This window comes from Marivirga arenosa (assembly GCF_030503875.2).
GTDB lineage: Bacteria > Bacteroidota > Bacteroidia > Cytophagales > Cyclobacteriaceae > Marivirga > Marivirga arenosa.
The window spans coordinates 1,003,343-1,016,979 of the sequence record NZ_CP129968.2 but is presented as its reverse complement, the minus strand read 5'-3'; the positions used below and the strand labels follow the sequence as shown (position 1 = coordinate 1,016,979).

The following is a 13,637-nucleotide window of genomic DNA, read 5'->3' as shown; positions in this document are numbered from 1 at the left end:
TGAGATACTCAAACTGGCTTTTTTATGGATTCAACAATTAAACTTAATCCGTCAATTCCTCACTTACACTTTTGATATTATCCTTGAATACTCTATCAATTAGTAAGTGTCTAGGATCAATCCCAGCTTTTGCAGGAATAGTATCCACCACAAAAGTGAAATCCATCTTCTCTTGATCGATTTTCACTCGTCTTTGGAATAATAAATCAGACTCATCATCATCGGCAAACATTCCGATATCAATCCAATCATTGATTGGAACTTCAGTTTCATTACCCAAACTATCTGCTTTGATCTTCTTGCTTTCTACCGTGAGGTTTACCTCATAAATCCCCTCCTCTAACTTTTTATAAGAGGCTTCAGTCATTCGGTTGTCATATAAAGTGATCTCTTTAAACCAGTCATCGATTAAATATTTCAATGAATCAGGAACCTCAGGTTCTAAATATTCTAAGAAATCTAAAGAAGTAGGATATGGAGGACCTTTATAGCGGTATTCTTCCAAAAATCCTCGCATTGCTTTGTTGACATTTTCCTCGCCTATATAATCCTGCAAAGCATATAAAATCACACTCCCTTTACCATAATGAATATAGCCTTGATTTTCTACTTTATATAAAGGCATTTCTTTTTCCAATTCTCCACTTCTACCTCTTAAGTATCGATTATGATCATATTTAAGAAATTCGCGCATTTTCATCGGATCATTCGATTCATTCTTCATCGTCATCAAAGAGGAATATTCTGAAAAGCCTTCACTAAACATGGTACTTCCTTGCATTTCAGCACCTATCACCTGATGTGCCCAATATTGATGCGCAATTTCATGCGCCACCACCGCATCAATCACATTATTCTCATCTTCATCTTCCAGATTTACAATAAAACCGAAAGATTCAGAATATGGCATAGTTCCTGGAAATGCTTGAGCAAAAGTAGAGTATCTCGGAAACTCAATAATCCTACACTGTTTATGGTAATAAGGGCCAAAATTCTCAGTATAGTATTTCAATGACTTCTTAACTGCAGCAGTCATTTTAGGAATATTTACATCATGCTTAGCATCATAATAGATTTCAACATCAATCCCATTCCATTTCTCTCTTGCTACTTCAAATCGAGCTGATATAAAAGAATAAAAGTTCATAGAAGGATGGTCTACTTTATAATGAAAGTATTTTCTTCCTTCCTCTTCCCACTCTTTAATTAATGAACCAGGTGCAATTGCGATTTGGTCAGAAGCGGTAGAGATCACCGTTTCAACATTTATAAAATCAGATAAGCCACCGGTCAAATAATTCTTATCACAAGCAGGCCCACAATCCTCTTCCAACTCAGGCATACGCTCCTTTTTAGGCAAATCGTATTTTTTCCGAGTATTATTATCACTTATTTCAGCCCCTTCATTATAGCCTAAGGATGGTAATACCTGAAAATTATTTAAGAATGTGCCATTCTCAACTATTGAGGAATTAGAGACTTCATTTTCAAATCCTTTGGTGATATAAGATGTGTTGATCACTGCTTCAAGCGTATCACCTGGTTGAAAAGGTTTTGCCAGCTTATAAATACGATAATCAAAATCCTCATCTTCAAAAACTAATTCAGCTCCTGGGATTTTAATTTCTGTTTCCCAACTTGAATTACAATCAAAATGAAGGGAATCAATGGCAACTTTATTAGCATTAATCATAGTTACTTCCGCTTTCACTTTTACATCCCTTTGATATGGAAAAATATCAATGAAGTAATCAATAGCAGCAATTTTAGGTAATGCTATATCTTCATATTTCTTGTAGGTCTTTTCATATTCCACCGCCTGCAATTCTCTCTCATCGGAGGTAGTATATTCATTTAAAACCTGTGTGTTGTAAAACACAAATCCAGATAAGGTAAACCAAGCTGCTAATATTATAAAAAAGCTGATTTTGAAAGAATTCGGCATTCCTTTACGGATTAAGCTTAACTTCTCTTTAATATTAGCTTGAGTTCCTCTTTTCCACATGAGGGTGGCTAAGAATAAACAGATCAATGCAAAACTGATCCAGTAGAAATTAAACCACAAGCTACTGATTAAGGCTGGTCCAAAGGAATTCATATCAGAATAGATAATTCGAGGGGTTTCACCCAAGGCAACCATATTGGATTGAATATCCGCTATCAGTAAAATAATATCCAAAGCGAATATTAGAATGATGGAAATAAAATATCCAATGTACTTATTACTTACTAGGGCATGAATGAGTACCATGACCATGCTATAGATAATATAATAGCCCAGATAGCTCACGAAAAAGTCACTGAAGTATAGGCCAAGCTCTATTCTGGTATAACCTGTACCCAACTGATAAATCACTGCGCTTATTACGAAAAATACATACAGCACAATCGTGATCATCACTAAACTGCTCACTTTTGCAATTAAAGAAACAAAGGACTGATGAGGTGTAGCATCAATCACCTCATTAATATGGTTGTCTTTATCTCTCCAGATTAATTCACCGCTAAAAAAGACCACAATAATAATCGTAAAGAGACCTGAAACGCTCGAAATTATATCAAGCATTTTATAAGTAACCGGATACGACTGAAGCCCGAAATATTCAAACCCTCCTGATAAATTAGATATCAGCATTAATAAGCTGAATATGATTAGGATTTTGAAAGTTGTACTTTTTATGATACTAAGGAAATTAATGTAGAAAAAGCTTTTAAACTGTTTCCATGATGTAGCGGAAGAAAAATTGATGCTAACCTTAGGCAATACAAAAGGTGTCCTTTTAGAATCTTCCTGCTTTTTCTCAGCTTTAACTTTTTTACTTTTTGCTTTAAAGCTAAATGTAAAATAAGAAGTTAAAAGAATGATAAGTCCCAATCCGCCCCATAATAATCGATTATAAATTAAAATAGGAGTGATTTGTAGCCCTAAGGTATTTTTCTCAACAGGCGTATAATACTTCGACATGAAAGAATAGGTCCTAATACCAAAAATATCCAGAATGGCAGCTATAGACTCATTCTCAATATCAGACATTAAAGTCCCTGAAATAAAGAAGGCCACAATTACTGCAAGTGCACCTACGAAAGAGATCACAGTATTCTTCCAAATATTAGCAAAAGCGTAAATGATAGCCCCTGCAAAAAACATATTAGGCAGGATTATAAAAAAGTAATTATTGATAAAGGAAGAAAGGTAAAAAGCACCAAAACGATCTGCTTCTATCCAGCCAAAGACTGGAGCTAATGCTGAACCAATTAACATCCCTATAAATACACCCAACATTGGGATCGTAGCCAAAATTAGTGCCCCAAAGAACCTCCCAAAGAAGTAGCCAGATTTTTTGATTGGCGTACTGAACAAGATTTCATTGAATTGATTCTGATGATCTCTTAGTGCTGCATTATTAAAAAAAGCAGTTGCTATGATAAGCCCAAAAATGGTCATCACTCCGGTATAGACGGCTATAATATGAGGCGCATTTCTATATACATTTCCTACCGCACCGCCAATTATTACATTGTCGCTCACTACTGCAAAAAAGACTAATAAGCCAATAAGCCCGGTGAAAATATAAATCATCGGTTGCTTAAATGTATATTTTAATTCTGTTGTAAAGAAGTGTTTAAACATATCCGATCAATTTATACTAAAACATTAGAGGTATTAATTTTCGAGAAGAATACATCTTCCAGATTTGGTTGTACTTGCTCGAAGCCATCACCAGGATTTGCATCGCTGAACACATGAATTAATGGCTTCCCTCCTACCATCTTATTGGAAATGATAGAATATTCTTTAGCGTATTGATCTAAGTCTTCACGACTAACAATTTTTTGATACACCTTACCTGATAATTCTTCAATAGCAGTCTGAGGAGCTCCCTTATAAACAATTTCACCTAGATTCATAATGGCCATATTGGTACATAATTCTCTTACATCATCCACAATATGAGTAGATAAAATCACTACCACTTTTTCACCAACGTCAGCTAGCAAATTGTAAAAACGGTTTCTTTCACTAGGATCTAAACCGGCAGTTGGCTCATCCACTATAATTAATTTAGGACTTCCAATTAATGCCTGCGCAATTCCTACTCTTTGTTTCATACCGCCAGAGAAGCCTTTTATTGCTTTTTTTCTTTTATCGTAAAGGTTCACCTTGTCTAGCAGATATTTTACCATCTCTTTACGTTCGGACTTATTGGTGATTCCCTTCAAAATAGCCATATGGTCTAATAGCTGCTCAGCGGTAATTCTAGGATAAACGCCAAACTCTTGAGGCAAATAGCCTAATACTTTTCGCAATTCATCGGGTTGGTTTAAGATATCTATATCGTCTAATAAAGCAGAACCAGTATCCGCTTCCTGTAGCGTAGCTAGCGTTCTCATTAAGGATGATTTGCCAGCACCATTTGGCCCTAATAAACCAAACATGCCATTGTGAATTTCAATATTGATGTTATCTAATGCTTTCACACCATTGGGATAGGTTTTTGAAAGCTGGCTGATAGTAAGTTTACTCATGATTTAAAGATTAAATTTTAGTTTTCATTTTTTAGATGCACAAATGCACTCAATTGTAACACGAAAATTAATATTTATTATGAAACTTACATTAACCATCCGTGTAAAATTTAAACGGATCATCTAAATGATAATCGGAGAAAAAGCTAAAATGCATTTATAATGGTTACACCTCTTTATTTAAACATGAAATTATAATCAAATAGTAAATAAATTACATAATATATTTTTGATCTATTAGTTAGTCAGGGGTATTGAAAATACTCAGACATTAATGAAGCTCTTTTTATTTATTTTTTTGATCTCACTTAGCACCTATTCTTCTTTTGGTCAAAAAATTGAAGGCATTATTCAATCCTCAAAAGACGGATTAAGTATAGAAGGAGCACACATCTTGAATATCAGCTCTCGAAAACTTGCAATTTCTTCAGAATTAGGAAATTTCTATTTAGAGGCTAATGTGGGAGACACCCTCATTATTAGCTCTATTAATTACAAAAAGAAACAATTCATCATTTACACTAAAAAGCGTGTATCAATATTATTAGATCCCAATGTAATTCAACTTGATGAAGTGGTGGTTAGTAATCTCCCTAAAACAGAAGCTGACTTTCGTAAAAAACTAATAAATATGCCTATGCAAGATAATGGGAAATTCGTTCCCTATGGGGTAACTCCTGGTAAGCCTATTCCTAAAATCCCAGTCATATATAACTCTAAAGAAATTAACACTGCAGGCTATGCCATTCGAAACCCTCTCCGATTTGCTGCCTCCAAAATAAATCCCAAATTTCGAGAAAAAGTGAAGTACTGGGATATACAGGCAGATTTAGATGATTCCTATATCAGAAATAAAAAATTTAACCGTGAATTAGTGGCTTCCTTAACTGACTTAAAGGGAGATGATTTAACCGATTTTATCAACTACATGAAATTGAGTATAGAATTCCTCAATACATCCTCAGCTTATGAAGTCGCTGAGAAAATTAAAGAAAAGTATAAGGAGTATATTAAGACCAGTAAGTAGAATGTAGGTAATAACATTTTTTCATGCTTATTTAAATTCGTAGAAATCATCTTCGAATGTTTTCCCACTGTGCTCTCCATCTTTCAAAACCCTTATCACCATCCAAATTATAAAAAATGGGAGTAATCCGAACAATAGCGAAATTAACGGATAAGGAAAATTTAAGCTTATAGCAATGACATAAAAAAAACCTATAAAACTCACTAAACTTAAAGGGAATATCAGCTTTTCCATGTTTATAAAACTGATAAATCATCTATAATGTTTAATGATTTGCTTCTTCCATTTTAAACAACATCAATCGACCAATAGTAGACGCTCTGGTTTTGGCTTCCTCTGCTTTCGAACCTGTAAAAAGCTCATCTACTGTATCAAACCATAACTTCAACCACCTATCGAAATGTTCTTTTTTGAGTGCTTCCTTTTCATTTAATGCAAAATGCTTATCCATGGGATTCCCCACATATGTTCCTTTACTTAACAAAATAGTGGCCCAAAAATTATACATTATAGGCATATGTTCCGGTACATTCAATTTTGCAACATCAGTGAAAATATAAGCAATGATATCATCCTTTAATACTTTAGCATAAAAGCTATCTACCAGTAGTTGCACATCTTCTTTATTGCTAATATCTTTTTTTGACATATTTTTCTTTAAATACTTTGTAAGATCAAATACAATTTTGCACTTAGAGCTATTTCAAATATAGAATTATATGTTTCTAGCAGCTAATTCTTTCAGGACTTTAATCTTAGATCCCTGCCATCGGAGGCATGAGGCCTAGATGTTATAGCGTATTAAAAAATTACATCACCATTCTAACAACTGAAAATTATTAAACTTGATAGTTTCTGTAGCAAACAATACTTTTAAAAACCGTCATTCCTGCCTGCGCAGGAATGTTAAGCCTGAATTCATCAGATTTTTCAAATACTCTGACTAAATTGCCGCTGATTAATGCTGTTTTTCAATTTAGGGTCAAATAAAGAGCATATATTTCGAACAAAGAGCATTCCTTTTTTTGTAACCTTAAAGCTATAAATACCCATTTCAATCAATTCATCAGCATGCATTTCTAGCAATTCCTCATACGCATCTTCCCATAGTTTTATGGTAAATTCAGAAGTCATAAATTCAGCAACCCCATTACAAATGATTTGATTAATCACCTTGCTAACCACCATTTCTTCATGTGATAAATAATGACCTATTATCAGTGGTAATTCTTGATTTAAAATAGAGTCTTGATATTTCTCTACTGTTTTCTCATTTTGTACAAAAGCAGTACCGGTGGAACTTATAGCACTGCATCCCAAACCAATCATGAGTTGATTCTGACCGGTAGTGTAGCCCATAAAATTACGATTAAGATATCCTTCTTCTTTTGCCAAATAGAGTTCATCATCTGCTAAGGCAAAATGATCCATGCCAATACTTTTATAGCCCAGAGCATTTAATTCTTCCTTGGCTAATTGGTACATTTTTAATTTCTCTGAAGGTGTTGGGAGATCTTCATCTTTATAACCTCTTTGCCCTTTACTTTTCCATGGCACATGTGCATAGCTGTATAAAGCAATTCTTTCAGGTTTAAACTGTTCAATCTTTTCAATATTGGTTTTTATGTTTTCAAGGGTCTGAAAAGGAAGCCCATATATTAAATCAAAGTTGACAGAGCCATATCCTAGTTCTCTTGACCAGCTCGTAACTTTCTCCACATTTTCAATAGGTTGAATTCTATGAATCGCTTGCTGAACTTTCAAATTGAAATCCTGCACTCCATAAGAAACTCTATCGAAACCGAGTTCTGATAATACTTTTAATTGCTCGTAAGTCGTATTATTCGGGTGGCCTTCAAAGCTAAAAGCAAAGGCAGGGTGAATAATGGCAGAATCTTTAATGGTAAAAATTAATTTCTGAAGGTTCACAGCTGAGAAAAAAGTGGGCGTACCACCACCCAAGTGGATGTTTCTTATCACGGGCTTCTCTCCAAAATTCTTTACATAAATATTCCATTCCTTTAAGACAGATTCGATATATACATCCTCGACACTATGATTTTTGGTAATGCGTTTATTGCAACCACAATAAGTACAAAGGCTCTCGCAGAAGGGCAAGTGAATGTAAAGACTTAAACTTTTATCCGATTGACTGAAATAAACTTCTTTCACCTCTTCTAACCATTTATTAGATTCAGGTTCTTTTAATTCCCAATGCGGAACTGTTGGATAACTGGTATATCTTGGAATTGCTTTATTATACTTTTCGCTAAGTTTCTCCATAAACTCTCAATTTAATCTGTGCCAAAATTAAAAGCTCCAGCATTTGAAAAACATGATTAAAATCAGCTCATAGTATGAGTTTCATCTCACTTATTTTTTTTAGCTATAACAAAATCAAAGCAATTTGCTGTTAGTTTGCGGCTTATTTTTATTTTTGCACTAAATGAAAATAATTAGAAATGGGAAGAGCATTTGAATACCGAAGAGCAGCGAAAGAAAAAAGATGGGATAAGATGTCCCGTTTATTTCCAAGACTAGCCAAAACGATTACAATGGCAGCTAAAGAGGGTGGACCTGACCCTGAAATGAATGCGTCATTGCGTACTGCCATTCAAAATGCGAAGGCACAAAACATGCCTAAAGATAATATTGAGGCTGCTATTAAAAGGGCATCGGGTTCTGAAGCAGAGAACTACGTGGAAGTTACTTTCGAAGGAAAAGGACCTCATGGGGTATTGATTTTCATTGAATGTGCCACTGACAATAACAACCGTACGGTAGCGAATATTAAGTCTTATTTCAATAAGGATAAAGTGGGGGCCAATTTAGTTCCTAATGGTTCATTAGAATTCATGTTTTCCAGAACAGCTGTTTTTGAATTTGAAAAAACAGAGGATATGGATATTGAAGAATTAGAGCTGGAACTGATTGATGCCGGAATGGAAGAGATTGAAGAAAATGACGGGAAGTTATACGTTTATGGTGACTACACTGAATTTGGTAACTTATCTAAAAAGCTAGAAGAGCTGAATATAGACGTTAAAAATGCTTCTCTAAAGAGATTTGCCAATGATTCTGTTGAATTTTCAGAAGAACAAATGGCGGATATTGAGAAGCTAATTGATAAAATTGAAGAGGATGATGATGTACAAGCCGTATATACCAATATTGCTTAAATCAATTTCCATCACTTCCTACAAAAGCTGATAGTTTAAAACTATCAGCTTTTTTTATGCTCATTTTCTCAACTGTTTTAGTCTTAGCATTAACTTCAAGTCCTTTAACTACTGTAATCTAAACTCCAGAGTATTCTGCTTACTGAGGGTTTGTACTTTATAAAGGTAGATTTAAACGTATAATAAACGTTTAGCTCTACAGATACAGCAAAAAATTAGCCTTTATAAGGCTTTAAAGCACTTTTGTTTCCAATTAAATTCTTAGTAGATTGCTAAAAATATAAAAGGTATAGTGACAACTTTTATGCCACTAGCCAATTGTTGTCAACAATATAAAACTGAAAAATGAAAAGAAACTTTCTAATACTGATTTTAATCATTTGCATAACATCTTGCAAAGAAGAAAATAAAATAGCTGTATTAGGAAAACCAGCACCAAACTACGAATTCAGTAATATTTTAAATAGCAAACAAAGCCAAATATCAATAAACGATTTAAAAGGAAAACCTGTCATTTTGGAATTTTGGGCAACTTGGTGTGGACCTTGCATACCGGCAATGAAAAAATTGGACAGCTTACAAAATGTATTTGGCGATAAAATTGAGATTATTACTATTTCGTCTGAAAATCAAGAGCGTTTAGAAAAGTTTATAAAAAGCTCAAAAACATCATTAAGAGTTGTTTCAGATACAACTCATACTAAAATCTTTGAATACAAAGTCATTCCTCATTCTATTATTATAGATAAGGACGGAGTCGTTAGAGCAATTACAAGTCCAGAAAAAATAAACAAAGAAGTCATTGAAAATCTCATAACCAATAATAAAATCGATTTAGAATTAAAGGATGATTTCTACAGAGACCCAATCTCAGAAGTTGAAACAATAAAAACTGTTGCTAATTCTAATTATACAATCGAACTAAAAAGTTATGACCAAGAAAAAAGAGGTGGATTTAGACCTTTAAAAAATGTCGAGGGTAATATAAATGGCATTGAAATGTGGAATAGTACAATTCCAAGAATTTATCAGACTTTATATAATGTAGCTTCACCAAGTAGAATGATTTTTAAAGACAGTTTAAGTGTAGATGATTTTCCTTACGAAAAAGAACATCAGTATAATTTTATGATTCAGGTTTCAGACAAGTATCAAGAAAAATGGAGGGAAATAGGGATTGAATTTCTAAATGAAAACTTTGATACAAATGCCAAAATGGGAATTGATTCTTTAGAGTGTTATGTTCTAAGAGATGTGGACAAGAAAATTAAAAAGTCCCAATCCGATTCGACCGAATTTATGTTTATGGGTACAATTCTAAAAACCAAGAAAATTAAAATAGCAAGATTGGCAGAGTATTTAGAAAATTTCACACCAATACCTGTTTTAGACAAAACAAACTTAAATGGTGAATATGACATTGTTTTGGAATGGCGGGCTGAAGACCCAAAAACAATACATACTGAATTGAAGAAATATGGACTAGAATTAGCCAGAGCAGAAGAAAAATTACCAGTCGAAATAATGGAAATTTATAAAAAACAATAAATACTGTTGCCAGCATCAAATATAGCTTATGGCGGGAGAAGCAGTAAACGAAAATTTTTGTACATTTAATCAGCTTTGTTGCGGGCATACAAGGAAGCACTTCGAAACCGCCACCAAGCCATATTCCTAGCGTTAGGCATAATTTCAAGCTAAAAAAGTTAAAATCTTTGGTGAAATTTTTAATTCGTGCCAAAAAATGAGGAAAGAGATATTTGTAATTTGCCTTTACATATTTTTGGTTAACTCAGCGCAAAGCCAATTAAATTCCGAAATTTTAGTGGTTCCTAAAAAAGAAATTCAAAAGGAAAACTTTGCGGTCGGTAAAATTGATATCACTACCCCTTTGAATAAATCCCTTAAAGATTACTTACAGATCACAGATACTATTGATTTAATTAACAATAAGATCGATGTGTTGAAGATTGAAGGGTTATTGTTTTCGTTTGCTATTAAGATACATCGAGATTCAACTATTTCGGAATTCGGAAACAAACGCAACCTCTACCAAGAAAGCAAGTTTTCCCCCTATCAACTGTGGAATTATGATATCACTAATTTGAATAGTACTGAATTAAGATCAGTTGCCCAGGCATTAAACGAGAAAAGGTATGACACAATCGTACTGCGTAATGCTTATCAAACCTGTATATCATATTCTTTGGAGAGTATCTTTCGTTCTCATGGGATTGACCCTGAACCCTATTTTTTTAGACGTTCCGTTATTCCAGACTTTACGGATACAAATACTATTTTGAAGCAAATGTTTATACATATCGAAACTCTTCAAAATTTGCAGGTACAGACATTGAAAAAATCGAAAAATTTGTGGAAGAATCAGATCATTATACTTTTTAGAAATGAGTCTGGAAACCCTATACACGCATGCTTCAATCTCTATGGAAGAACTTGGACAAAAAATGGCTTATTGCCTTATTTCTCATATTCTTCTCCATACTCGGTAATTGAGACCTATAATTCTGCCACAAGCATTGAAATTTACCAACTTAACGAAAATATTTTCAACTGAAAGTTTTGAGCACTTATACAGGAGAAAAGAACTTTAATCAAAAATTTATGCCTAACATCAGCTAAAAATATTGAGATTTTATAGGTATTGACATATTTTCTTTTTTTTACTAGCCCGTTCCCGACATGCTTTGAATGGTTGGAGTATACTAATACTTTAAGATAAACACCACGCCTGATAATGAAAATCAGGAAGGGGATATCGCCTAAAAATTACTTTATAATATTGACATAAAAAAAGCTGATAACTTTCGCTATCAGCTTTGATTAGAAAACTAAATTAATCACCTAATTTAAAGGCATTATCAATCGATCTATTTTGTAAATAATAAGATCATTGGTTTCTTCATATTTGGCTTGTACTTCTGCATTTTCTACTTGTATTATGGCTCCAGATTTTACGCTTATTTGCTGTTTATCCAAAGCATTTAAAGTACTACTCTCCCCTAATTCTTCATAATTTATTTTCTGAGGCAAAATATGATAGTTAAGTAATTCTATTAAAGCATCTTTATTCTCCTCATCCATAAAGTTTTCCAAAACATCTTTTGGTAATAATCTGAATGCTTTGTTAGTAGGAATCATTAAAGTTAACTCTTCCAGTGCCGCAATTTCTGATTTTAAATCAGCTTGTTCCAGGGCTTCATAAAACAGTGAAAACTCAGGATTATTCTTTATCTTTTTAATTATTCTTCTGGCTTCTTCATCACCAATTTCATTGGTAGCTAAAGTTGCATGATTAGCAAAGGTTTTGGTTCCTATAATTGAAGCTACTATAATTCCTATAAACAATATTACGTCTCTTCTTTTCATCTCACTAAGTATTTATATTCTGATTAAAAAATTTAACTGATGTATTAACACAGAATATGATACTTTGTTTAACTATTTTTAATATTAATTAAACAAAAGTGAATTTATTCGAATTCTGACCTTTTATCTGGGTCATATTTTACAAAAAGATTAATGTAAGCTGATCTGGACAACCTGAAAGTTACAGGAACCATGATAAGGGAAAGAGATACGGATAAGGTAATAATTAACCAAAGTTCTGCGAATCCTAATACATTGAGTGCGACAAACACGGTGATTATTAAAGCTACCTGCATTGCATAACTGATATACATGGCACCATCAAAAAATGAAGGCTCAGACATATATCGTAAACCGCAATGAGAACAATTTTTGGGCATTTTCTGGAAGTTCTTTAAATCATAAGTTCCTGATTCAAATAAATCTCCCTCATGACATCTGGGGCATTTATATTTAAAAATACTATATAATTTATTGCCTTTTTTCATTACGTGTAATTCTTATTTTTTGTGGTAAGTATTAAATATTTCTACGGTTATATTAAATATATTATCAAGTATTAAGCCATCTCCAGAATTTGCCTAATACGGTTTTTGGTTTTGGTTGGTTTGGCTGAATTTTTTGCTCAACTACCTTTATCTTCTTTTTCTTAGTCTTTTTCTTTTGTTCCTCCTGCTTTGGCTTAAGGATGTTTTCTTTATAGAATTCTTCTCGTTTCTTCTTCTTTTCCTTTTCTATCCTTTTCCTTTTACGTTCCTCTCTTTCTTCTTCTTTTTGCCTAATTTGGGTAGGTGTTAATTCTTTACGATTTCTTCTAGACTTTTTATTATTCCCTTTCTGGTAGTTTTTCTTTACCCTTGGTTTAAGTTTATCAGGTTTATCTTCTTGCTTTTCTTCCTTAGGCTTTGGCTCGGGAAGATCTATTTTCCCCACTACATTTAAGCCTTTCAATTCCACCTTAGGAGCTTTAATCACTAAATCTTCATCTGTAGTTTCGTCTTCAGACTCCAATAACTCTCCTACTGTTTTGAATGATTTCTTTTCAGATGCTTGAACTTCCTCTACCTTTTCTTCTTGTTGAGGCTCAGCAATTTCATTTGATTCCTCTTGCCCTAACTTTTCAGAAACTATTTCCTCATTTACTTCAGCCTCCTCTTCAGTAGGAATATTCTCATCTGCTTGCTCATCTTGAATTTCATCCGGTTGTACTTCAACTTTTTCTACAAGTTCTTCTTCCTCTATCTCAAAATATTTATAAAGTACTTGAATAGATTCCGCACTCAATTTTGTATTAGAATCTTTTTCAATTTCAATCCCTCGCAATTGTAAAAAATCCACTATTTCTTCAGTGGTCATCGAAAGCTTTCTCGCAGCCTGGGCAAGTCTCATGGTTTTAATGGGTTATAAGCAAGTAAGTTGCAAATATATCATTTTCAATACAGATATAAATACATTATCAGGTTTAAAGCAACAAATTGAAAAATTGAAAGATTCAATTCTTGAGTGTAGAATTTGAA

At 33.3% G+C, this 13,637-nt stretch carries 11 protein-coding genes; 4 read left to right on the top strand and 7 right to left on the bottom strand.

The genetic code is table 11. From position 1 onward, the window contains the following. Nucleotides 1-43: 43 nt before the first annotated feature. Together QYS47_RS04345 and QYS47_RS04340 are read right to left on the bottom strand one after the other, a co-directional pair. Complete coding sequence (locus QYS47_RS04345) at nucleotides 44-3,631, bottom strand: ABC transporter permease/M1 family aminopeptidase (RefSeq protein WP_322347849.1); 3,588 nt, start codon at nucleotides 3,629-3,631, stop codon at nucleotides 44-46. 11 nt (nucleotides 3,632-3,642) lie between these two features. Continuing rightward, nucleotides 3,643-4,527, bottom strand: coding sequence for an ABC transporter ATP-binding protein (locus tag QYS47_RS04340; protein ID WP_322347848.1), 885 nt, complete (start codon nucleotides 4,525-4,527; stop codon nucleotides 3,643-3,645). A gap of 274 nt (nucleotides 4,528-4,801) precedes the next feature. Here QYS47_RS04340 and QYS47_RS04335 point away from each other — a divergent pair, with 274 nt between their 5' ends. Then, nucleotides 4,802-5,554, top strand: coding sequence for a hypothetical protein (locus QYS47_RS04335; RefSeq protein ID WP_302127667.1), 753 nt, complete (start codon nucleotides 4,802-4,804; stop codon nucleotides 5,552-5,554). Nucleotides 5,555-5,819: 265 nt separating this feature from the next. Here the strand turns inward: QYS47_RS04335 and QYS47_RS04330 are convergent, their stop codons facing one another. After that, entirely contained in the window at nucleotides 5,820-6,203 is a 384-nt protein-coding gene (locus tag QYS47_RS04330; protein WP_322347847.1) for a group III truncated hemoglobin, read from the bottom strand. 281 nt (nucleotides 6,204-6,484) lie between these two features. After that, nucleotides 6,485-7,837: an oxygen-independent coproporphyrinogen III oxidase gene (gene hemN / locus QYS47_RS04325; protein WP_322347846.1), complete on the bottom strand. Its 1,353-nt coding sequence runs from the start codon at nucleotides 7,835-7,837 to the stop codon at nucleotides 6,485-6,487. A gap of 179 nt (nucleotides 7,838-8,016) precedes the next feature. On the opposite strand from hemN, the gene QYS47_RS04320 reads away from it, so the two are divergent. From QYS47_RS04320 to QYS47_RS04310, 3 genes are all read left to right on the top strand, one after another. Further along, on the top strand, nucleotides 8,017-8,733 hold the full coding sequence (locus tag QYS47_RS04320) for a YebC/PmpR family DNA-binding transcriptional regulator (protein ID WP_302103560.1): 717 nt from the start codon (nucleotides 8,017-8,019) through the stop codon (nucleotides 8,731-8,733). A 345-nt stretch (nucleotides 8,734-9,078) separates the two neighbouring features. Next, nucleotides 9,079-10,281: a redoxin domain-containing protein gene (locus tag QYS47_RS04315; protein WP_322347845.1), complete on the top strand. Its 1,203-nt coding sequence runs from the start codon at nucleotides 9,079-9,081 to the stop codon at nucleotides 10,279-10,281. 196 nt (nucleotides 10,282-10,477) lie between these two features. Next, entirely contained in the window at nucleotides 10,478-11,308 is an 831-nt protein-coding gene (locus QYS47_RS04310) for a hypothetical protein (RefSeq protein ID WP_322347844.1), read from the top strand. A 287-nt stretch (nucleotides 11,309-11,595) separates the two neighbouring features. Here QYS47_RS04310 and QYS47_RS04305 read toward each other — a convergent pair whose 3' ends face one another. From QYS47_RS04305 to QYS47_RS04295, 3 genes are all read right to left on the bottom strand, one after another. Continuing rightward, nucleotides 11,596-12,120, bottom strand: coding sequence for a fasciclin domain-containing protein (locus QYS47_RS04305; protein ID WP_322347843.1), 525 nt, complete (start codon nucleotides 12,118-12,120; stop codon nucleotides 11,596-11,598). Between the two features lie 104 nt (nucleotides 12,121-12,224). Continuing rightward, on the bottom strand, nucleotides 12,225-12,608 hold the full coding sequence (locus QYS47_RS04300; protein WP_308357606.1) for a DUF983 domain-containing protein: 384 nt from the start codon (nucleotides 12,606-12,608) through the stop codon (nucleotides 12,225-12,227). Between the two features lie 64 nt (nucleotides 12,609-12,672). Further along, a complete protein-coding gene (locus QYS47_RS04295) occupies nucleotides 12,673-13,509 on the bottom strand; it encodes a hypothetical protein (RefSeq protein WP_322347842.1) in 837 nt (278 codons plus the stop codon). Nucleotides 13,510-13,637: the final 128 nt, after the last annotated feature.

Coding starts and splice junctions, on each gene's coding strand:
- QYS47_RS04300 (WP_308357606.1), bottom strand. CDS start 12,608: ATGAAAAAAGGCAATAAATTATATAGTATTTTTAAATATAAATGCCCC.
- QYS47_RS04310 (WP_322347844.1), top strand. CDS start 10,478: ATGAGGAAAGAGATATTTGTAATTTGCCTTTACATATTTTTGGTTAAC.
- QYS47_RS04340 (WP_322347848.1), bottom strand. CDS start 4,527: ATGAGTAAACTTACTATCAGCCAGCTTTCAAAAACCTATCCCAATGGT.
- QYS47_RS04345 (WP_322347849.1), bottom strand. CDS start 3,631: ATGTTTAAACACTTCTTTACAACAGAATTAAAATATACATTTAAGCAA.
- QYS47_RS04335 (WP_302127667.1), top strand. CDS start 4,802: ATGAAGCTCTTTTTATTTATTTTTTTGATCTCACTTAGCACCTATTCT.
- QYS47_RS04330 (WP_322347847.1), bottom strand. CDS start 6,203: ATGTCAAAAAAAGATATTAGCAATAAAGAAGATGTGCAACTACTGGTA.
- QYS47_RS04320 (WP_302103560.1), top strand. CDS start 8,017: ATGGGAAGAGCATTTGAATACCGAAGAGCAGCGAAAGAAAAAAGATGG.
- QYS47_RS04305 (WP_322347843.1), bottom strand. CDS start 12,120: ATGAAAAGAAGAGACGTAATATTGTTTATAGGAATTATAGTAGCTTCA.
- hemN (WP_322347846.1), bottom strand. CDS start 7,837: ATGGAGAAACTTAGCGAAAAGTATAATAAAGCAATTCCAAGATATACC.
- QYS47_RS04315 (WP_322347845.1), top strand. CDS start 9,079: ATGAAAAGAAACTTTCTAATACTGATTTTAATCATTTGCATAACATCT.
- QYS47_RS04295 (WP_322347842.1), bottom strand. CDS start 13,509: ATGAGACTTGCCCAGGCTGCGAGAAAGCTTTCGATGACCACTGAAGAA.